Genomic DNA, 19,431 nt, shown 5'->3' on the forward strand with positions numbered 1-19,431 from the left:
CCGGCGCGAGCGCCGCAGGAGGTTCGTACGGCGCAGGGTTCGCCGCCGACGGTTGAGCGATGGCTAGAGAGCTTAGCGCGGCGAGCGCGAGCGCGGCAGACGAGAGAGTGCGGATCACGGCGTCATCCTTACTGTATTAGATATATATATCAGTAAGGCGGATAATCGGCCTATGTCAATCGCTTCGACGCCGTTTCTTCAGGTAGCGCCAGGGGAGCACGATCAGACCGAACAGCGTCATCAGCAGCGCAAGGATGGCCGAGACGATCAGGATCGGGTGGCTCGTATCGCTGCGGTCTTGGAGGTCCATGATGTGGAGCCCCCACATGAAATCGAAGGCGCGCCAGAACCGGGTGCGGACGGCCAGCACATCGCCGGTTTCCGCGTCCACATAGACATGATGGCTGTCGCCGAACCGCGCCTGCCAGGCGGGGCGGCCGCGGCGCAAGTCCATCGGGTTGGCGTCGGCATCGAAGCGCTGCATCCGCGCGAGCGGTTCGTCGCCGGCATAGGCGGCCTCGGCGATGCCGGCCGCCTCGTCGCTCGTGAGTTGCGGCGCGAGATAGGCGCCCGTTTCGATCGACGCCCGCCGCCCCCCGCCATCGGCGTAGCGGATGATCCATTGCGTGCCCGACGGCCGCTGGGCGAGCTCGACACTGCGGACCGCGCGGACAGTGCTGTCGATGCGGGGGAAGACCGGGGGGTTGGCGGGCGTAGCAACCACAGGGGCCTCCGCGCGCAGATGCTCGCCGCGCACCGTCTCGATCGGCTGGGCGACCATGAACAGGCCCGACACCGTCCAGAGCAGCAGCGGCACGCCGGCCAGCCAGCCGAGCCAGATATGCCATTTGGTAAGCTTCAGGCGCATCGCCAGCTCCATCTTTCGCGTTACGGCGCGGGCCGGCCGTCAACGACCCGAACCGCGGCTTATCCTATTGGCAATATTGCCGAATAGGATTGGCCGGGCCGATTTGCCGACACCCCGTTCTGTGTAAACGAAACCATCGTCCAAATCAGATATGGATCGGCTTGCCCTGCACCGCCATCGCCGCTTCCTTGACCGCTTCGGCATGGGTCGGATGCGCATGGCACGTATAGGCGATATCCTCGCTCGTCGCGCCGAATTCCATCGCCTGCGCGGCCTGCGCGATCATCGTGCCGGCAAGCGAGGCGATGATGTGAACGCCGAGCACACGGTCGGTCTCCGCATCGGCGATCACCTTCACGAAGCCATCGGTATCGCGGTTCGTCTTGGCCCGGCTGTTCGCCATCATCGGAAACTTGCCGGCCTTGATCGTATAGCCCTTGTCCTTGGCCTCCTCGGCGGTCAGACCGACCCCGGCAATCTCCGGCATCGTATAGACGACCGAGGGGATCACATCGTGATTCACGATGCCGACCTGGCCCGCGATATTTTCGGCGACCGCGATCCCTTCATCCTCGGCCTTGTGCGCGAGCATCAGGCCCGGCGCGACATCGCCGATCGCCCAGACGCCGGGGACGCTCGTGCGGAACTCATGGTCGATCGGCACCTGGCCGCGCTCGTTGAGCGCGAGCCCGATCGCATCGAGGCCCAGCCCTTCGGTATTCGGCCGCCGGCCGATCGACACGAGCACGCAATCGGCTTCGAGCAACTCCTCGCCGCCGCCTGCGGCCGGTTCGACCGTCAGCTTGACCTTGGTCTTCAGCGTCTCGGCACCGGTCACCTTGGTGCCGGTGCGGATCGTGAAACCCTGTTTCTTGAAAATCTTCGCCGCTTCCTTGCGGATATCGCCGTCCATGCCGGGGAGGATCTGATCGAGAAACTCGACGACCGTGACTTCCGCGCCCAGGCGCCGCCAGACCGAACCGAGTTCGAGCCCGATCACCCCGCCGCCGATCACGACCATATGCTTGGGCACTTTGGGTAAGGCCAGCGCGCCCGTGGAATCGACGATTTGGTGTTTGTCGTTATCGATCTCCACGCCCGGCAGCGGCGTAACCGAGGAGCCGGTGGCGATCACGATATCCTTGGCCGTGACGCTCTTGCCGTCGACCTCGACCGTGTTCTCACCGGTAAACTTGGCATGGCCCTTGAGCCAGTCGATCTTGTTCTTCTTGAACAGGAATTCAATTCCGCCAGTGAGTTCGCTGACTGCTTTCGACTTTTCGGCGTGCATCTGATCGAGATCGAGCTTCGCGCCGGTCAGCTTGATGCCAAATTTCTCGAGCGCGCCCTCATGCGCTTCCTCGTAGAGCTCGGACGCGTGTAGCATCGCCTTGGACGGGATGCAGCCGACATTGAGGCAGGTGCCGCCCAGCGTTTCGCGGCTTTCCGCGCAGGCCGTCTTCAGGCCAAGCTGCGCGGCCCGGATAGCGGCGACATAGCCGCCCGGACCAGCGCCGATCACCAGCACGTCATAGTCGTAAGTCTTCTCAGCCATTGTCTTTCCTCGGGCGCGGGGAGCGAAATTTCTAAAGGTCGATCAGGAGCCGCATCGGATCTTCGAGCGCTTCTTTCATGCGGACGAGCGCGGTCACGGCCTCGCGGCCGTCGATCAGGCGGTGGTCGTAGGAGAGCGCGAGATACATCATCGGCCGCGCGGCGATCGAGCCGTCGGGCAGAACGACCGGGCGCTGCTCGATCCGGTGCATGCCGAGTACTGCGGATTGCGGCGGGTTGATGATCGGCGTCGAGAGCAGCGAGCCGAATACGCCGCCGTTCGAAATCGTGAAGGTGCCGCCCTTCATCTCGTCCATCGAGAGCGTACCGTCTTTCGCCCGCTGGCCGAAATCGGCAATCGTCGTTTCGATCTCCGCAAAGCTCATGCTCTCGGCGTTGCGGATCACCGGAACGACCAAGCCATTCGGCGCGGACACGGCAACCGAGACATCGACATAATCGTGATAGACGATCTCGTCGCCGTCGATCTGCGCGTTGACCGAGGGGACATCGCGCAGCGCGAGGCAGGCCGCCTTCACGAAGAAACCCATGAAACCCAAACGGATGCCATGCTTCTTCTCAAAGAGTTCCTTATACTGTTTGCGCGCATCCATGACGGCGGTCATATCGACATCGTTGAATGTCGTGAGCAGCGCGGCGGTATCCTGCGCATCCTTCAGCCGCTTGGCGATCGTCTGGCGCAGCCGCGTCATGCGGACCCGCTCTTCCTTGCGCTCTCCGGCAACGGCAGGCGCCGATTGCGGGGCGGCGGCGGGCGGCTCGGTGCGTTCCAGACTCGGTTCACGCGCTTCGGCTTTTTCCGCCTTGGCCGCGGTAAGCACATCGTCCTTGGTCAGCCGGCCGTCCTTGCCGGTGCCCTTGATCTTGGACGGGTCGAGCCCGTGCTCCAGTACCAGCCGGCGTACGGCGGGAGACAGGGTCAAGGGCGGGCCGTCCGTATCGGGTGCCTCGGTTTTTGTTTCGGCGGGCGCACTCTCCTGCTTGGCGGCGGCAGCCTTCTTGGCCGGTGGCTCGGATTTTTCTTCGCTCTTGCCAGCCGATGCGCCGGCACCCTCGCCGATGCGCGCAATCACTGCGCCAACCTCGATCGTATCGCCGACCGCCACGACATGCTCTTCGAGCACGCCGGCAACAGGTGACGGCACTTCGACGGCGACCTTGTCCGTCTCCAGACTCGCGATCGGTTCGTCGCGGCCGACCGCATCGCCCGGCTGTTTCAGCCATTCGCCGAGCGTGGCTTCGGTAATCGATTCGCCCAGCGTCGGGACTTCAACATCGGTTGCCATCTCTACTTCTTTCCTTGGCTATGGCCGAGCGCCGCGGCGACCAGCGCTTCCTGCTGTTCGGCGTGCCGTTTCGCGAGGCCGGTCGCTGGCGACGCACTCGGCTCGCGGCCCGCATATTCGGGTCGTTCGGGGCCGAGGCCGGCCTCTTCGAGACATTCCTCGATATAGTGCCGGGCGAACATCCACGCACCCTGATTTTTCGGTTCTTCCTGTGCCCAGACGACGGTCTCCAGATTGGTCATGCGCTTCAACCGCACGACCAGAGGTTCTCCGGGAAAAGGGTAGAGCTGTTCAAGCCGGACAATAGTCGTATTCTTGTCCTTTGCCGCATCGCGCGCTTCGAACAGGTCGTAGGCGACCTTGCCCGAGCAGAGCACTAGCCGTTTCACATCCTTGTCCGCGGGCGCGTTGGGATCGGACTTGATCCGCATGAAATGGCTGTCGCCGAGGAAATCCTCGATGCCGGACACCGCCGCCTTGTGCCGCAGCAGCGATTTGGGCGTCATGATAACGAGCGGCTTGCGGAACGGGCGGAGCATCTGGCGGCGCAGCACGTGAAAATAGTTGGCCGGCTCGGTGATGTTCGCAACCTGCATATTGTCGCCCGCGCAGAGCTGCAGGAAGCGTTCGAGCCGGGCGGAACTATGTTCCGGGCCCTGTCCCTCATAGCCGTGCGGCAAGAGCATCACGAGGCCATTCGCGCGCAGCCATTTCGCTTCGCCAGACGCAATGAACTGGTCGATCATGATCTGCGCGCCGTTCGCGAAATCGCCGAACTGGGCTTCCCAGAGCACGAGCGTCTTCGGGTCGGCCAGCGCATAGCCATATTCGAAACCGAGCACGCCATATTCGGACAGGGGACTGTTCAGAACCTCGAACCGTCCGCCCGGCACATGCTGGAGCGGCGTGTAGCGTTCGGCGGTTTCCTGATCGACCCATTCGGCATGGCGCTGGCTGAACGTGCCGCGCCCCGAATCCTGGCCCGACAGGCGGACATTATAGTCCTCGTTGATCAAGGTGCCGAAACCCAGCGCTTCGGCCGTCGCCCAGTCGAAGCCCTCGCCGCTTTCGAACATCGCGCGCTTGGCATCGAGGATACGGCCGAGCGTCTTGTGGATCGTCACATCCTCGGGAACGCTGGTCAGGATATCGCCGATGGACCGCAGCGTCTTTTCCTCAACGCCCGAGACGATGCCGCGGCGCGCCGATTCGGGATCGGCTGGCATGCCGAGCCCTTCCCAGCGCCCGCCGAACCAGTCTGCCTTGTTCGGCAGGTAACTCTTCCCGGCCTCGAACTCCTCGTCGAGCATCGCGTTGAATACATCCGTCGCTTCGTCGACCCAGTCTTCGCCGATCACGCCCTCGGTCACGAGCCGCTCGCCATAGATTTTCGAGACCTTGGGATGCGAGCGGATCGCCCGATACATCACCGGCTGGGTGAAGCTCGGCTCGTCGCCCTCATTATGGCCGAAACGGCGATAGCACCACATGTCGATGACGACGTCGCGGTGGAAGGTCTGGCGGAACTCGATGGCGAGCTTGCAGGCGAAGGTCACGGCTTCCGGATCGTCGCCATTCACATGCAAGATCGGCGCCTGGACCATCTTCGCGATGTCCGACGGATAGGGCGAGGAACGCGCAAATTGCGGGCTCGTCGTAAAGCCGATCTGGTTGTTGATGACGAAATGGATGCAGCCGCCGGTATTATAGCCGCGAATGCCGGAGAAACCGAAACATTCCATGACAATGCCCTGGCCGGCAAAGGCGGCATCGCCATGAAGAAGTACCGGCAGCACTTCCTTATGCTCTTCCAGGTCTTCGCGGTTGACCTGCGTCGCGCGGGTCTTGCCCAGCACCACCGGATTGACCGCTTCGAGGTGCGAGGGATTGGGCACCAGCGACATGTGCACGCTGATTCCGTCGAACTCGCGGTCGGTCGACGTGCCCAGATGGTATTTGACGTCGCCGGACCCGCCGACATCCTCGGGATTGGCCGCGCCGCCTGCGAATTCGTGGAAGATCGCGCGATAGGGCTTGGCCATCACATTGGCGAGCACGTTGAGCCGCCCGCGATGCGCCATGCCGATCACCATTTCGCGCACGCCGTCCGCGCCGCCATATTTGATAATCGCCTCGAGCGCCGGGACCATGGACTCGCCACCATCGAGCCCGAAGCGTTTCGTGCCGACATATTTCTTGCCGAGAAAGCTCTCCCACTGCTCGGCTTCGATCACCTTGCGAAGGATCGCCTCCTTGCCTTCCGGCGTGAACTGGATCGAGGCTTCCTTGCCCTCCATCCGCTCCTGCAGGAAGCGACGCTCCTCCAGATCGTTGATGTGCATATATTCGAGGCCGACCGGCCCGCAATAATTCTCGCGGAGGATCGCGACGATCTCGTTGACCGTCGCGACTTCCATGCCGAGCGCGCCGCCGAGATAGACGGGCTTGTCGAGTTCGTCCGCCGTAAAGCCGTGAAATTCGGGCGTCAGATCGGCCGGAAGCTCTCGCTCATGCAGCTTTAGCGGATCGAGGTTGGCTGCGAGATGCCCGCGCACGCGATAGGTGCGGATCAGCATCATCGCACGGATCGCGTTGCCCGCGGCCCGTTCGATTTCGTCCGACGATAGCGGTTTCCGGGAGTAGGACGGGGCGGCCGGCGGATGATTGGGATCGGCGATCGTCATCTGCGTCGGATCGAGCCCCGACGTGACCGCATCCGTCGTTACGACCGGCCAACCCGGGCGTTGCCAGCTCGGGCCGCTAGCGGTGGCCTCGAGGCCGTCGAAAAAGCCGCGCCAGCTCGCATCTACTGCGTCGGGATTTTCCCGATATTTGCGATAAAGGCCTTCGACGAAGGACGGGCTGACGCCTTCCAGCTCTGAGAAGTCCATGCCCTCATAGCCCATGAAATGTGATCCCTAGCTGTCCCACCGCGCCGATCTGGCGTCCGGCACGTCTTCTATCAACCCTTGAGCAGTTCGGCGAGTGTCGTGCCGAGCTCTGACGGGCTGGGCGATACCGTGATCCCCGCGTCTTCCATCGCCGCGATCTTATCGTCCGCGCCGCCCTTTCCGCCCGAAACGATAGCGCCGGCATGGCCCATGCGGCGGCCCGGCGGCGCCGTGCGACCGGCGATGAAACCGACAACCGGCTTCGAGCGGCCGGCCTTCGCTTCATCGGCGAGAAACTGCGCGGCTTCTTCTTCCGCGCTGCCGCCGATCTCGCCGATCATGACGATGGATTCGGTTTCGTCGTCAGCGAGGAACATCTCCAGCACATCGATGAAATTGGTGCCGTTGACCGGATCGCCGCCGATACCCACGGCCGTCGACTGACCGAGCCCGACCGCCGTGGTCTGATGCACGGCCTCATAGGTCAGCGTGCCCGAACGGCTGACCACGCCGACCGAGCCTTTGGAGAAGATGCTGCCCGGCATGATGCCGATCTTGCACTCGTCGGGAGTCAGCACGCCCGGACAGTTCGGCCCGATCAGCCGCGAATTGGATTTTTCGAGATGGCCTTTCACCGTGACCATGTCGAGCACCGGAATGCCCTCGGTAATCGCAACGATCAGCGGAATCTCCGCCTCGATCGCCTCGATGATCGAGGCGGCTGCGAATTTGGGCGGCACATAGATGACGCTCGCATCGGCGCCCGTCGCATCACGCGCCTCGACGACCGTATCGAACACCGGAAGGCCCAGATGCTCGGTCCCGCCCTTGCCCGGCGTGACGCCGGCGACCATCTTGGTGCCGTAATCGAGGCCCTGCTGCGTATGGAACGTGCCGGTATCGCCGGTCATGCCCTGGGTGATGACCTTCGTATTCCGGTCGACAAGAATGCTCATAGACCTTCAAACTCCAAATTGCTGGCGGACAATGTCAGTCCGGAAATGGGAATATTCATCGGAAGTTCGGCGCCCGGGGCGGCGAAGAAGATTTCCATATCGAGATGGCCGGGCTTGAGCCCGCCATTCCATTTATAGGCGACCAGACCGTCAGCCGGGCGGGATGTGGCTTCCGGCGCGCGGCGCGCCCAGCTTGCCAGCATTTCCGCGTCGGGCTCGTCCGTGGCATCGAAATCGTACATCCGGCAACCGGTCGTCACAATCTCGTCGATCCGAGCGCCGGAGAGGACGATATGCAGCGGCCGCCCCGAGACGGTCCGCCGGAACACGCCGTTTTCGAGTATCTCTGTCGGCGTTTCGCCGTCTTCCAATTCTTCATTCTCGATGGCCGCACGGCCGAACGCGATCAGCCGGCCCATCACGCTATCGGCTTCGGGCTCATAGGCTTCCCAGCCGGCGGCTTCGACGGACGCGCGATTGACCGCGGGATCCTCGACGCCGGAACAGGCCGTCGCAAAAGCTTCGAGAATATCGTTCAAAGGATAGGGCGCGGCCGCCGGATCGTCCGCCGCGACGGCAGGTGTCGCCGCAATCAGCACAGCGAAAGACAGTCCGGCAAAAAGATGGCGCCGGCGCGTCATGCGAGGCTTTCGTCGAGCCCCTTACATGCTTCGAGCAGTTCCTTCACCGCGTCGACCGATACGTTGAAGTTTTCGCGCGCCTCATCGCCGAGCTCGATCTCCACGATCCGCTCGACGCCTTCCGCGCCAATCACCACCGGCACGCCGACATAGAGATCGTCGACGCCATATTGTCCGGTCAGATGCGCCGCTGCAGGCAGCACCCGCTTTTTGTCCTTCAGATAGCTCTCGGCCATCATGATCGCGCTCGTTGCCGGCGCATAATAGGCGCTGCCATTGCCGAGCAAGCCTACAATCTCGCCGCCGCCGCCGCGCGTACGCTGGACGATCGCGTCGATCTTTTCCTGTGTCGACCAGCCCATCTTGATAAGATCGGGGATCGGGATACCAGCGACCGTCGAATAGGCGGGGACTGGAACCATCGTATCGCCATGGCCGCCGAGCACGAAGGCGGTCACGTCTTCGACCGAGACGCCGAATTCCTCGGCCAGGAAGTGCCGGAAACGCGCGCTGTCCAGCACGCCGGCCATACCGCAGACCTTGGCGTGCGGCAGCCCGGAAAATTCGCGCAGCGCCCAGACCATCGCGTCGAGCGGGTTGGTGATGCAGATGACGAACGCGTCCGGCGCGTGCGTCTTGATGCCCTCACCGACCGCTTTCATCACCTTGAGATTGATCTCGAGGAGATCGTCGCGGCTCATGCCGGGCTTGCGCGGGACACCGGCGGTGACGATGCAGACATCGGCGCCCGCGATGTCGGCATAGTCGCTCGTACCCTTGAGCGCCGCGTCATAGCCTTCGACCGGTCCGGCCTGCGCCAAATCGAGCGCCTTGCCTGCCGGCATGCCCTCGGCGATGTCGAACAGAACGACATCCCCCATTTCCTTCATCGCGGCGAGATGAGCGAGAGTGCCGCCGATCATGCCGGCGCCGATAAGCGCGATCTTGTTGCGAGCCATGTCTATCCTCTTGTCTGCTGGCCAACGTCCCTGAAACGCGCCGGGCTTAGACGGTGAGGCATGAGTCGGCAACCGTTCGAGACGGCTATTTTTGCCGCTTTTCGCTCGCTTTGCGATTGCCGTGCAGGTCGCGGCCTGCCGGCCGGAACGGAATGGCGGCGAAGATCAGTCTGCCGGTGCGCGGATTGCGATCCGGTTCAGCGAATAGCGGGCAAATTCCTGCCATTCACCAGAGGCATTTCGCATCGAGTCGACGATTTCAAGGCGATTGTCGGCAACACGCCGATAATGAGTGCGGCCCAGCTCGCCCCAACGCGCGACGAGCCCTTCGCCGTCGACAGTAGCGTTCAGCGCGTGGACGTTACCCATGCTGTCGAACCATTGCCCGGTCCATGCGCTTTCGCCCTCCGCGTGATAGAGACCGAGCCCTTCGAAATAGGTGGTATCGCCATCGGCCCCGGCGGCTGCGAAGCGATATCGGAAAGCGTGAAACCGGCCGCCAATTGCGGCGTCGACGGACAGCGTCGCCATGCTGTCCTGTCCGGAAAACTGCCCTGGTCCTGCCCACTCACCGGCGATCCATTCGGCGAACGTCGCGCCATCCTGCGCCTGAGCCGGAACGAAAGCAAACAGTGTCGCGGCGAACACGGCGGAAACGAGCCTTTTCATCATCGCTCCTACTCCGCTGCGTCGCGCATGTCCTGATAGAGCATCAGAGGATTGTCGTCGGGGTCGTAGAATGTCAGCAGGCGCACCATGCCGGGCACGTCCTGGATCGGTCCATCCTGCCTGACTCCCTTGGCATCCAGATCGGCCTTGGCCGCCTCGATATCGGTCGTTCCGAATGTCGGTGTCACGCCGCCGCCAACAGCAACCGATTCGACCTGAGACAGGCCCATCGCGACATTGTCGACCGCAGTCGCAACTTCACACCAGCCGATCTCGTCGACCCGGTACAGGAGTGTGAAACCCAGCATCTTCTCGTACCAGTCGATCGACCTGTCGAGATCGGACACGCCCAAGGTGCAGGTCAGCCCGCCATCGAAATCTATCCCCATTTTCTCCTCCTCCCGAATTGATAGTCTTGATTTTATACCATATATAGAATGAGTCAATCGCGATTGGGTAGTGCATGCTTTCGGCCGACGATATGCGGAAATTGGGCGAACGGCGCTGGGCCGTGCCGGTGCTGGCCGCGTTGGCGGCCGAGGGCGGCGGCGCGCGTTTCGTCGTCCTGCTCAACCGGCTGGGATGTGCCCGATCCGCGCTCGTGAGCACGCTCGATCATCTCAAGCGTCATGGCTGGGTGGCGCACAATCCGGGGCACGGCCATCCGCTGCGCCCCGAATATATTCTCACCGAAGCGGGCACCGCGATAGCGCTGCGCGCGCAGGATATTCTGGGTGCATCGACCGAGCTGGGGCTCGGCCCGGACGCCTTTCAGCGCTGGACGCTCCCGCTCGCATCGGCGTTGCGCCCTGCCCCGCTGCGCTTCACCCAGCTCAAGACTGGGCTCGCTCCGGCAACGCCGCGCGCATTATCGCTGACGCTGAAGCAGATGATGGCCCATGAACTGGTCGCGCGCGATATCGTCGAGGATTTTCCGCCGGTGCCGCTCTATGGCCTCACGGATCGGGGCACGCAGCTCGCCCGCGCGATCTAGCGTCTAAATCCCGTGCCCGGCCGCCATGTAATCGGCCGACTGCATCTCGATCAGCCGCGATGCCGTGCGCTCGAACTCGAACGCGCCGTCGCCGCTTTCGTAGAGACCCGTCGGCTGCGCATCGGCCGCGGCCAACAGCTTCACCTTATATTCGTACAGCGCGTCGATCAGCGTCTTGAAGCGCGCTGCCTCGTTGCGCTTCTCCGGTCCCATGACCGGGATGCCGACGATAATCACCGTGTGGAATTTGCGCGCAATGGCGAGATAGTCGGGCGCGCCCCGCGCTTCGCCGCACAGGCGTTTGAAGGAGAACACGGCGACGCCCTTCAACGACTTCGGGACATGCAGCGACCGCCCACCGGCCACGTCGATATCCTCGCTCGGTACATTGTCCGCATCATCCGGCGAATAGTCCGTTAGCCGAAAAAACGCCTCGCGCAGCTTCGCGGTCGCCTCCTCGCCATTGGGCACATACCAGGTCGGCATGCCGCCGAGCCGGTCGAGCCGGTAATCGGTCGGTCCGTTCAATGAGACGATATCGAGCCGCTCGGTAATCAAATCGATGAACGGCAGGAACAGCTCGCGATTCTGCCCATCCTTGTAGAGATCCTCGGGTGGCCGGTTCGAAGTCGTCACGACGGTAACGCCCTTTTCGAGCAGCGCCGTGAACAGGCGGGACAGGATCGCCGCGTCCGCGGTGTTGTTCACCACCATCTCGTCGAGCGCGAGCAGCCGCGCCTGGTCGCGCAGCGCATCGGCCACGGGGAGGACTGGGTCGCCCTTCTCCTTCGCCCGTTCGGCGCGCAACCGGCCGTGCACATCGAGCATGAATTCGTGAAAGTGGACGCGCCGCTTCGAGCGTATCGCCAGACATTCGTAGAACAGGTCCATGAGCATCGACTTGCCGCGGCCGACGCCGCCCCAGAGATAGGCGCCGCGTATCGGGTCCGGTTTGCGCCCCAATGCGCGCCAGAGAATGCTGCCGCGCCGCGGTGCGGCCTCCAGCGCCTTGCTGAGTTCCGCAAGACACGTAACCGCCCGCTCCTGATCGGGATCGGGCCGTAGCTCTTCGGCCGTAACCAGCTCCCGATAGCGCGCGGCGAGCGCCGTCATTTTTGCGGGCTGGCCTTGCGAATAGTGCCCGAAAAGGCCGCGACGCGTGCGTCCTCTTGCACGACGAGCCCGCGCAGGAAGACCAGCCGGCCGGTTTCGCGCAAGACCTCGACTTCGGCATCGAGCGGGCGATCGAGGAAACCCGGCCCGATAAACTGTACCGACATATCGACCGTGACAGACCGCCCCATATGATGGATGCCTAGCACCGCCGAACCGGCGAACAGGGCGGCGTCGATAAAGGTCATCACGGCGCCACCATGGACGACATCGGCCAGATTGGCATGGATCGGCTGCGGCCACATCCGGCAGCGGGACGTCGTTTCGCTTTCCTTGCGGACGCGGAACGGCCCTAGCACCGTATTGAAACGCTCCTCGCCGACCAGCTCCCAGATCATCCAGCCCGGATTGTCGGGATCGGGTTCGTGGCGGAATTTGGAGTCTGACAAGACTTTGGCTCCGCTCAAACCGAGCGTTCGAGCATCATCTTCTTTGTTTCGGCGATCGCCTTGGCCGGCGACAGGCCCTTGGGACAGACATTCGCGCAGTTCATGATCGTGTGGCAACGATAGAGGCGGAACGGGTCTTCGAGCTCATCAAGCCGCTCGCCCGTATGCTCGTCGCGGCTATCGGCGAGCCAGCGATAGGCCTGGAGCAGGATCGCGGGACCGAGAAACTTGTCGGAATTCCACCAATAGCTGGGGCAGCTTGTCGAGCAGCAGGCGCACAGGATGCACTCATAGAGGCCGTCGAGTTTCGCGCGCTCTTCCGGCGATTGCAGGCGCTCTTTGCCCGACGGCTCGGGCGTCTCCGTCTTCAGCCAGGGCTGGATCGAGGCATATTGCGCGTAGAAATGGGTGAAATCGGGCACCAAATCCTTGATCACGTCCATATGCGGCAGCGGCGTGATCGTGATTTCCTTCTTGTCGCAATCTTCGATGGCGGTCGTGCAGGCGAGGCCGTTGGAGCCATCGATATTCATCGAGCAGGAACCGCAAATCCCTTCGCGGCAGGAGCGGCGGAAGGTCAGCGTGCTGTCCTGCTCGCCCTTCATCTTGATTAGGGCATCGAGAACCATCGGCCCGCAATTGTCGAGATCGACCTCGAAGCGGTCGTAGCGCGGATTTTCGCCGCTATCGGGATCGTAGCGATAGACTTTGAAGGTAACCGTACGGGCGCCGTCCGATTTATGGACCTTGCCGTTCTTCCTGACCTTGCTGTTCTTCGGAAGCGTGAATTCAGCCATGATGCGTTCGATTTCCTTCCCGTGCAGCAGCGAGATAGCGCGTCATGCCACACTGCGGAAGGGGTTGCCGCACGCAAATTTTCGATGGGCGCAATCGAGCGGCGCGCCTATTGCGCTTCGACTGCAGACCGTCCCCAATCGATATTGCGCGTCAGGTACATCACGGCTGCCAGCGCCGCGAAGAGCATCAGCGAACCGATCAGCAGCGAGAGGCTTTCAAGATTGAGCAGCGCATAGATCGCCGCATAAAGGCCGATCATCAGCGCGCCCATCATGCCGGCCCGCCGCCAGCTGCCGAGCACGGCGGCGGAATAGGCTGTATTGAGCCCGACGATCGCGGCCGCCGCTACCACATAGGCCCAGGCGAAACCGATAATTTCGGCAAAGGCGAGCAGCATCACGAAGAAGAGCACGAGCGCTGCGCCCAGGAGCAGATATTCGATCGTCGACACGCGCACGCCGCCGATCAGATCGAACATCAGATAGGCAAGGAAAGTGAAACCGATGATCAGGAAGCCATATTTCACCGACCGGTCGACCTGCGAATAGAGATCGACGGGCTGGAACAGGCCAACACGCGCTTCGGTCGTTGCCGCCGGGACATCATAGCGCGGATCGAGGCTTGGCTGCGGTGCGATCATCTCGTCGGCCGCCGCATCGCCGGTCATCACAAGCGACCGCCCCAATGCGAGGTTCGGAACGCTGTAGGAGGCGGTGAAGCCCTCGCCGTCGATCTCGCGCTCTGGCGAAAATCCGCCGGTGAAGGAGGGATGCGGCCAGCTCGAGCTGACCCGCCAATCGGTATGACCGGCATGCGGCATCAGTGACAGGCGCTGATTGCCACGCACGGAAAAGGTGACGGATGCTTCGAGCGGTCGTTCGGCGAGCCCGCTCGCATCTATGGCGGCCGAAAACCCCGCGCGATTCCCGCCGCCCGGCGTCAGTGCGACAGGCTCTCCGTCGAACCGGATCTCCGCCTCCTGAATGCCCCGCATGTCGGACAGGCCGAAGCGCAGTTCGGCGCGGTCGAACGCCAGCGTCGCCTGATCGACGCCCTGGCGCGCCAGGTCCGCGGGCAGACGATAGACGGCCTGCCCCTCATTGGCCGCGGTATAGACGATCGCTTCGTAAATGGACCGCTGGCGCCGTTCGGGATCGATCCGGGTGGCCAGTTCGAAACGCTCGGGCGCGAGCGTCAATTCGCGCCAGACCTGCCGCGTGCGCGTCGTCTCGCGGCCATTCTCGGTGACCGTCTCATTGGCTTCCGCGCGATAGGGTATCACGAGATAGGGCCCGCTGATGACCTGTGGACCGCCCCAGCCTTCGGCTATGGATGTCAGCGCCGTCTGGGACTGCTGTTCACGGTCGTAAACGAGCAGCCAGATCGTGAAGAGCGGGATCGACAGCAGGAACGCGACCAATAGAACCATGGCCAGCTTGAACCCCGGCGACCGGCCGTTTGCTGTCTCGCTCATATCACCCTCCACTCAACTCATCGACAAAATCACTCGCTTCGTCGACGGCAGTGGCGGGAGGCGTCTGAACCCCGGCTTAATAGTCTACAGGCTGATCAATCCGTTGCGCCGGAGGCTGTCGGCAAGGATCGTTTCCAGTAAATCGGCATGGCTGAAACCGGCAATAGCGGCGGATTTCGCCATCACCTTTTCGGACCAGAGATTGCAATTGAGGTTGATCTCGATGAAGTTGATATCGCCGGTATTGCGATCGAGGCGGAACTCGATCCGGCCATAATCGAAGGGCTGGAACTCACGAGCGACCTTCTTCGCATACTCGGCGATCTTCGGTGCGAATTCGGGTTCTTCGAACTGTTTGAGCGTGGACTTTTCGGTATTCGCGACAAGGTCGCGCTTCTCATAATAGGTCCAGAGCTTTTGCGTGTCCTCGCGCTCATAGATCAGCATGGGCAGCATCACGGGGTCGCCCATCGAGATAAAGGCCACCTGCACGTCATAACCGTCGAGATAGGGCTCGACGATCGCGTCATGCCCTTGGCCGTGCATGTCGGCCACGGCATTGGCGACGCCCGCCCAGTCATGTGCATCCGATATGCCCCAGCTCGCCGATGATGCGTTGGGCTTGATCACCCAGCGATCGGCCTTCGGACAATCGGCCTCTTCGACTGGCGCGCCGCGCCGGTAGCAGAACCAGGGCGCGGTCGGCACACCGGCATGAACGCAGACGAGTTTCGAACCGGATTTGTCGTCGCCGAGCCCGCGCACGAACGGGATCGCGCCGACATAGGGAATGCGATGCATGTTGCAGAGCAGCGGGATCAGCATTTCCGAATTGACGAACCCGCCGCGATTCAACAGCGGAAAGACGAAATCGACGTTGGGATAGGTGAACAGTACGTCATAGCTGTTCTCGATGCGCAAATTCAGGTCGAGGCCTTCGAGCGTGGTGCGCACTTCATGATGGTAGATGGCATGATTGCCGTCCTCGGGATGCATGCCCCCGCCCCATAGGGCATGCTTGGCCATAAACATGATCCGGATCCGTTCTTTGTCTGCGTCCGGTATTCTCAGCGGCTGCAAGGCTTGTGCCATGGCGACCTCCATTATTGCGCCCGAAAGCCGCTCCCTAGACCCATATTTCGGCCGCCGCCAGATAGCATGGTGGGCAACGCGCCCCGGCTGCATTAGACGGTGCGACGATGCGATTGACCGATTGTCACAATGTCAACGACTTCCGGGCCCTGGCGAAGCGCCGGCTGCCCGGACCGGTCTTCCATTATATCGACGGCGGGGCGGACGACGAGCGCACGCTTGCCCGCAATACGCGTACTTACGAGGAATGCGATCTCGTCCCGAGCGTGTTGGCCGGCGTCGAGGAGGTCGATCTGACGACTACGGTCATGGGGCGGACCATCGACATGCCGCTGTTCCTGTCGCCCACCGCGCTGCAGCGCCTTTTCCACTGGCAGGGCGAGCGCGCCGTCGGCCGGGCGGCGGAGAAGTTCGGCACTTATTTCGGGATCTCGTCGCTCGCAACGGTCGGTATCGCAGAGATCGGCGCGACCATATCGAGCCCCAAGATGTTCCAGCTCTACGTCCACAAGGACAAGGGCCTTAACCGCGCCATGGTCGAACAGTGCAAGGCGGCCGAGTTCGATGCGCTAACGCTCACCGTGGACACGATCGTCGGTGGCAATCGCGAACGCTGTCTGCGCACCGGCTTCACCTCCCCGCCGCGCATCACGCCACGGTCATTTCTCAGCTATGCGGCCAAGCCCGCCTGGGGACTCAACTATATGTTCCGCGAAAAGTTCGAACTGCCGAACCTTTCCGGCCATATCGGCGAAGGCAGCAGCGTCGCCCTGTCGATCGGCGACTATTTCACGACGATGCTGGATCAGTCACTCGACTGGACAATGGCCGAGCGGATCCGTGCGGACTGGGGCGGCGAGTTCTGCCTGAAAGGGATCATGTCGGTCGAGGACGCGAAGCGCGCCGCCGATATCGGGGCGACCGCGATCATGGTGTCCAACCATGGCGGGCGGCAGCTCGACGGCAGCCGCGCGCCGTTCGACCAGCTGGCCGAAATCGTCGACGCGGTCGGCGACCGGCTAGAGGTGATCTGCGACGGCGGCATCCGGCGCGGCAGCCATGTGTTGAAAGCGCTTAGCGTCGGCGCAAAGGCGTGTTCGGGCGGGCGGCTCTATCTTTACGCGCTCGCCGCAGCCGGACAGGCAGGCGTCGAACGCGCGCTCGGCAATCTGCGCGCCGAGATCGAGCGGGACATGAAGCTGATGGGCGTAACGAATGTCGGCGCGCTAAGCCGCGACAATCTGCGCTGGCGCTAGCGGCTGGCGGAGCGGGCGTCTTCGTTCGCGGGGCGGCCAACCGGTGCCGTCGCCGTTTGCGGCATCCGGCCTTCAAGCGCATCGAGCCAGTTGGCCGCCTGCCGCCCGATATCGATCTGCGGCTCGGACGGCGTCATCGCGATACCGGCCTCCCATTGGGCAATCTTGGTGCGCGCCTGATCGAACGCGGCGGCGAGCGGCTGGGGCCGGCGCAGCGACCGGTTGACGAAAGCGTCGCCGAAATAGGTCCAATCGTTGGTCGGCGAACAGCCGAAAGACGAGCGGTCGGCGGCCGCGGCCGTCACCACGATACTGGTCGGTGAGGAGAGGCCGCGCACGAACGTACCTGAAAAACAGGCATTCATGATCAGGAGCCGGTTCACGATCCTGAGCTCGCCCAACAGGTTGGACAGGCGCAGCGGCGACATCGTCCCGTAACCCTGATCGCCATAATAATAGACGATACCCGTCGGCAGGCCGTGGCTCGTCACGTATAGGACCAGCACATCCTCAACCGGGTCCATCAGCTCGGCGATCCGCGCGAGAGCAATGGTCAGCGACGTCAGGGAACCATGCGGCAGGCTTTCGCCGCCATTTCCGTCTGGGGCGGCCAAGGTCAGCACGCGGCCTTCCGCGCCATAGCGCCGGGCCAGGACACGCGCAGCCTCGCGCGCCTCGCGTCCGAAGACCGGATCGCTATCGAGCGCGATCGACAGAATATAAGCGTCGACCGTGCCTGGCTCCTGCGGTGCAAGTTCCGCCAGTGCCGCAGACAGCCGGCGATGGTCGGCAAGCGCCTGCTCCGGATCGATATCGTAGGCAAATTCGGTACCGGCATTGGCACCGAGCACCGCTTCGTGCGGCTGTACGCGCGACAGGAACGAGGGCAGCGGCCGCGTGTGACTGATCGCCTCCTCACCACCCGTCTGAGCAGACACCGGATTCACGCCGGCGAGACACACAAGCGTAAAGAAAAACGCGGCGCGTATCAGTGCGAGGAGACCAAGCGCGTCAGTCAATATATCCCTCCGGTCAGGAAACCGACCAACCCTCCCGCGCGGCCATGCCCGAGTCAAGCATCGCCGCTCTAGCGCGGCTCGACCGCCAGGCGCGAGATGAGGATCGCCGTGCGTGTCGCCTGCCGCCTTATGCTGTCGAGATGAATAGTCTCGCCGGGCGCGTGCGCACGTTCGCCGGACGGCCCCATCCCGGCAAGGCTGTCGGCATAGGGCGCGACAAAGGATATGTCCGCGGCCCCGCGCCGCAGCGGATCCAGCACCGGCTGCTCTTCAAGCCCGAGATCGGCATTCACAGCATTGAGCCGCGCGAGCAGCGCGCGATTGCCGTCCGTCGGCGCCATCGGCGGATAGCCCTCGTCGAAGCTGATCGTCGCGCTCGTGCCCGGCGAGTGATCGGCGACGATTTCCTCCATGCGCGTGCGCACCCGGTCGGTCTGGTCCTGCGTCAGCGTCCGGAAGTCGCCACGCGCCATCGCGATCGGTGGGACGATATTGGTTTTGCCGGTTGCTTCCGCCGCAAGCTGGTTCTCGCTCAACGCAGCCGTGGTGCCGCCGGTGATCAGCCCGACATTGAAGGTCAGGCTCGGCTCGGGCAACTCGGTGCGGAAGGCCGCGATGATCCGCGCCATCTCGAATATCGCGCCGTCGCCCATCCGCTCACTGAATATGCCCGAGCTATGGCCTTCGTTGCCGCGCGTCACCAGCGTCCAGGCATTGGACGAGCGCCGCGCGATCACGCCCATATCGCGTCCATCCTCGATCGACAGGCTTTCGAAACCGAGCGCGACATCGGCCCATTGCCCGGCCGCGATCAGGTCGCGGCGCGAAATGCTTGCGGGTTCGCCGAAATCCTCTTCATCGCCGGTGATCGCGACCGTGATATTCGCGCTGTCCAGCGTGCCTGCCGCCTCCATCGCCCGCAGCGCGGAGAGGATGACGATGATCCCGCCCTTGTCGTCATAGACGCCGGGGCCCGTCGCACGCTCACCGTTTCGTTCGAACGTCTGGAAGTCGGAATCGACCTCGAAAACGGTATCGGTATGCGCGATCAGCAGGAATCGCGTGCCGTCCGGATCGCCTTCGTGCCGCGCGAAGAAATGGCCGGCGCGATCAACTTCGCTCTGGTCGATAATCTCCACCGCGAAACCCAGCGCCTCGAACTCTGGCCGCAGCATTTCCATGACCGCGAGATTGCCTTCGATATTGCGCGTGCCGCTATTCTGGTTGGTCAGCCGTTCCAGCAGTGACACGTGCCGTTCATATTCAGCATCGACCGTCTCGACGATCTGCTCCTCCGCGGGAGAAAGCTGGGCGTCGGCTGCTGCAGGTAGCCCGCCCGCCAGAAGCCCGAACATGGCCGTAACCGCCAAAGCCTTCATCATCGTCTCCGT

The 19,431-nt window shown here is 63.0% G+C and carries 18 protein-coding genes; 2 read left to right on the forward strand and 16 right to left on the reverse strand.

The features are described from left to right. Positions 1-175: 175 nt before the first annotated feature. The 9 genes from ACTS1Z_RS01975 to ACTS1Z_RS02015 all read right to left on the reverse strand — a co-directional run bounded on the left by ACTS1Z_RS01975 (position 176) and on the right by ACTS1Z_RS02015 (position 10,234). Positions 176-868 (reverse strand): PepSY domain-containing protein, encoded by a 693-nt coding sequence (locus ACTS1Z_RS01975; RefSeq protein ID WP_442622755.1) that lies wholly within the window; start codon positions 866-868, stop codon positions 176-178. Between the two features lie 145 nt (positions 869-1,013). After that, positions 1,014-2,423: a dihydrolipoyl dehydrogenase gene (lpdA, locus tag ACTS1Z_RS01980; RefSeq protein WP_442622756.1), complete on the reverse strand. Its 1,410-nt coding sequence runs from the start codon at positions 2,421-2,423 to the stop codon at positions 1,014-1,016. A gap of 31 nt (positions 2,424-2,454) precedes the next feature. Next, positions 2,455-3,729, reverse strand: a complete 1,275-nt coding sequence (odhB, locus tag ACTS1Z_RS01985; protein ID WP_442622757.1) for a 2-oxoglutarate dehydrogenase complex dihydrolipoyllysine-residue succinyltransferase — start codon at positions 3,727-3,729, stop codon at positions 2,455-2,457. 2 nt (positions 3,730-3,731) lie between these two features. Beyond that, positions 3,732-6,635, reverse strand: coding sequence for a 2-oxoglutarate dehydrogenase E1 component (locus ACTS1Z_RS01990; protein ID WP_442622758.1), 2,904 nt, complete (start codon positions 6,633-6,635; stop codon positions 3,732-3,734). Positions 6,636-6,691: 56 nt separating this feature from the next. Continuing rightward, positions 6,692-7,576, reverse strand: coding sequence for a succinate--CoA ligase subunit alpha (sucD, locus tag ACTS1Z_RS01995; protein WP_442622759.1), 885 nt, complete (start codon positions 7,574-7,576; stop codon positions 6,692-6,694). Further along, positions 7,573-8,217 carry a hypothetical protein gene (locus ACTS1Z_RS02000; protein WP_442622760.1) on the reverse strand — a complete coding sequence of 215 codons (645 nt, stop codon included), beginning with the start codon at positions 8,215-8,217 and terminating at the stop codon, positions 7,573-7,575. The genes sucD and ACTS1Z_RS02000 overlap by 4 nt, the downstream gene beginning before the upstream one ends. Then, positions 8,214-9,176, reverse strand: a complete 963-nt coding sequence (gene mdh / locus ACTS1Z_RS02005; RefSeq protein ID WP_442622761.1) for a malate dehydrogenase — start codon at positions 9,174-9,176, stop codon at positions 8,214-8,216. The genes ACTS1Z_RS02000 and mdh overlap by 4 nt, the downstream gene beginning before the upstream one ends. A 165-nt stretch (positions 9,177-9,341) precedes the next feature. Continuing rightward, a complete protein-coding gene (locus ACTS1Z_RS02010) occupies positions 9,342-9,848 on the reverse strand; it encodes a hypothetical protein (RefSeq protein ID WP_442622762.1) in 507 nt (168 codons plus the stop codon). 5 nt (positions 9,849-9,853) lie between these two features. Continuing rightward, positions 9,854-10,234 (reverse strand): VOC family protein, encoded by a 381-nt coding sequence (locus ACTS1Z_RS02015; RefSeq protein ID WP_442622763.1) that lies wholly within the window; start codon positions 10,232-10,234, stop codon positions 9,854-9,856. 74 nt (positions 10,235-10,308) lie between these two features. Between ACTS1Z_RS02015 and ACTS1Z_RS02020 the strand changes: the two genes are divergently transcribed. Further along, entirely contained in the window at positions 10,309-10,839 is a 531-nt protein-coding gene (locus ACTS1Z_RS02020) for a winged helix-turn-helix transcriptional regulator (protein WP_442622764.1), read from the forward strand. A gap of 3 nt (positions 10,840-10,842) precedes the next feature. Here the strand turns inward: ACTS1Z_RS02020 and zapE are convergent, their stop codons facing one another. The 5 genes from zapE to ACTS1Z_RS02045 all read right to left on the reverse strand — a co-directional run bounded on the left by zapE (position 10,843) and on the right by ACTS1Z_RS02045 (position 15,699). After that, positions 10,843-11,952 carry a cell division protein ZapE gene (zapE, locus tag ACTS1Z_RS02025; RefSeq protein ID WP_442622765.1) on the reverse strand — a complete coding sequence of 370 codons (1,110 nt, stop codon included), beginning with the start codon at positions 11,950-11,952 and terminating at the stop codon, positions 10,843-10,845. After that, entirely contained in the window at positions 11,949-12,401 is a 453-nt protein-coding gene (locus ACTS1Z_RS02030; protein WP_442622766.1) for a PaaI family thioesterase, read from the reverse strand. Before ACTS1Z_RS02030 ends, zapE begins: the two co-directional genes overlap by 4 nt. 14 nt (positions 12,402-12,415) lie before the next feature. Next, positions 12,416-13,198, reverse strand: a complete 783-nt coding sequence (locus ACTS1Z_RS02035; RefSeq protein ID WP_442622767.1) for a succinate dehydrogenase iron-sulfur subunit — start codon at positions 13,196-13,198, stop codon at positions 12,416-12,418. Positions 13,199-13,305: 107 nt separating this feature from the next. Next, positions 13,306-14,673 carry a cell envelope integrity protein CreD gene (creD, locus tag ACTS1Z_RS02040; RefSeq protein WP_442622768.1) on the reverse strand — a complete coding sequence of 456 codons (1,368 nt, stop codon included), beginning with the start codon at positions 14,671-14,673 and terminating at the stop codon, positions 13,306-13,308. Between the two features lie 84 nt (positions 14,674-14,757). Further along, the gene (locus ACTS1Z_RS02045; protein ID WP_442622769.1) at positions 14,758-15,699 is read right to left on the reverse strand and encodes a D-alanine--D-alanine ligase family protein; all 942 of its coding nucleotides are present in this window, start codon (positions 15,697-15,699) and stop codon (positions 14,758-14,760) included. 173 nt (positions 15,700-15,872) lie between these two features. On the opposite strand from ACTS1Z_RS02045, the gene ACTS1Z_RS02050 reads away from it, so the two are divergent. Continuing rightward, positions 15,873-17,021: an alpha-hydroxy acid oxidase gene (locus ACTS1Z_RS02050; RefSeq protein ID WP_442622770.1), complete on the forward strand. Its 1,149-nt coding sequence runs from the start codon at positions 15,873-15,875 to the stop codon at positions 17,019-17,021. On the opposite strand, the gene ACTS1Z_RS02055 is transcribed toward ACTS1Z_RS02050, so the two are convergent. Further along, entirely contained in the window at positions 17,018-18,040 is a 1,023-nt protein-coding gene (locus ACTS1Z_RS02055) for a C13 family peptidase (protein ID WP_442622771.1), read from the reverse strand. The genes ACTS1Z_RS02050 and ACTS1Z_RS02055 overlap by 4 nt on opposite strands. 68 nt (positions 18,041-18,108) lie before the next feature. Next, a complete protein-coding gene (locus tag ACTS1Z_RS02060; protein WP_442622772.1) occupies positions 18,109-19,422 on the reverse strand; it encodes a M20/M25/M40 family metallo-hydrolase in 1,314 nt (437 codons plus the stop codon). Positions 19,423-19,431: the final 9 nt, after the last annotated feature.

Source organism: Parasphingopyxis sp., from assembly GCF_052168295.1.
Classification (GTDB): domain Bacteria; phylum Pseudomonadota; class Alphaproteobacteria; order Sphingomonadales; family Sphingomonadaceae; genus Parasphingopyxis.

Coding starts and splice junctions, on each gene's coding strand:
- ACTS1Z_RS01975 (WP_442622755.1), bottom strand. CDS start 868: ATGCGCCTGAAGCTTACCAAATGGCATATCTGGCTCGGCTGGCTGGCC.
- lpdA (WP_442622756.1), bottom strand. CDS start 2,423: ATGGCTGAGAAGACTTACGACTATGACGTGCTGGTGATCGGCGCTGGT.
- odhB (WP_442622757.1), bottom strand. CDS start 3,729: ATGGCAACCGATGTTGAAGTCCCGACGCTGGGCGAATCGATTACCGAA.
- ACTS1Z_RS01990 (WP_442622758.1), bottom strand. CDS start 6,635: ATGGGCTATGAGGGCATGGACTTCTCAGAGCTGGAAGGCGTCAGCCCG.
- sucD (WP_442622759.1), bottom strand. CDS start 7,576: ATGAGCATTCTTGTCGACCGGAATACGAAGGTCATCACCCAGGGCATG.
- ACTS1Z_RS02000 (WP_442622760.1), bottom strand. CDS start 8,217: ATGACGCGCCGGCGCCATCTTTTTGCCGGACTGTCTTTCGCTGTGCTG.
- mdh (WP_442622761.1), bottom strand. CDS start 9,176: ATGGCTCGCAACAAGATCGCGCTTATCGGCGCCGGCATGATCGGCGGC.
- ACTS1Z_RS02010 (WP_442622762.1), bottom strand. CDS start 9,848: ATGATGAAAAGGCTCGTTTCCGCCGTGTTCGCCGCGACACTGTTTGCT.
- ACTS1Z_RS02015 (WP_442622763.1), bottom strand. CDS start 10,234: ATGGGGATAGATTTCGATGGCGGGCTGACCTGCACCTTGGGCGTGTCC.
- ACTS1Z_RS02020 (WP_442622764.1), top strand. CDS start 10,309: ATGCTTTCGGCCGACGATATGCGGAAATTGGGCGAACGGCGCTGGGCC.
- zapE (WP_442622765.1), bottom strand. CDS start 11,952: ATGACGGCGCTCGCCGCGCGCTATCGGGAGCTGGTTACGGCCGAAGAG.
- ACTS1Z_RS02035 (WP_442622767.1), bottom strand. CDS start 13,198: ATGGCTGAATTCACGCTTCCGAAGAACAGCAAGGTCAGGAAGAACGGC.
- creD (WP_442622768.1), bottom strand. CDS start 14,673: ATGAGCGAGACAGCAAACGGCCGGTCGCCGGGGTTCAAGCTGGCCATG.
- ACTS1Z_RS02045 (WP_442622769.1), bottom strand. CDS start 15,699: ATGGCCAAGCATGCCCTATGGGGCGGGGGCATGCATCCCGAGGACGGC.
- ACTS1Z_RS02050 (WP_442622770.1), top strand. CDS start 15,873: ATGCGATTGACCGATTGTCACAATGTCAACGACTTCCGGGCCCTGGCG.
- ACTS1Z_RS02060 (WP_442622772.1), bottom strand. CDS start 19,422: ATGATGAAGGCTTTGGCGGTTACGGCCATGTTCGGGCTTCTGGCGGGC.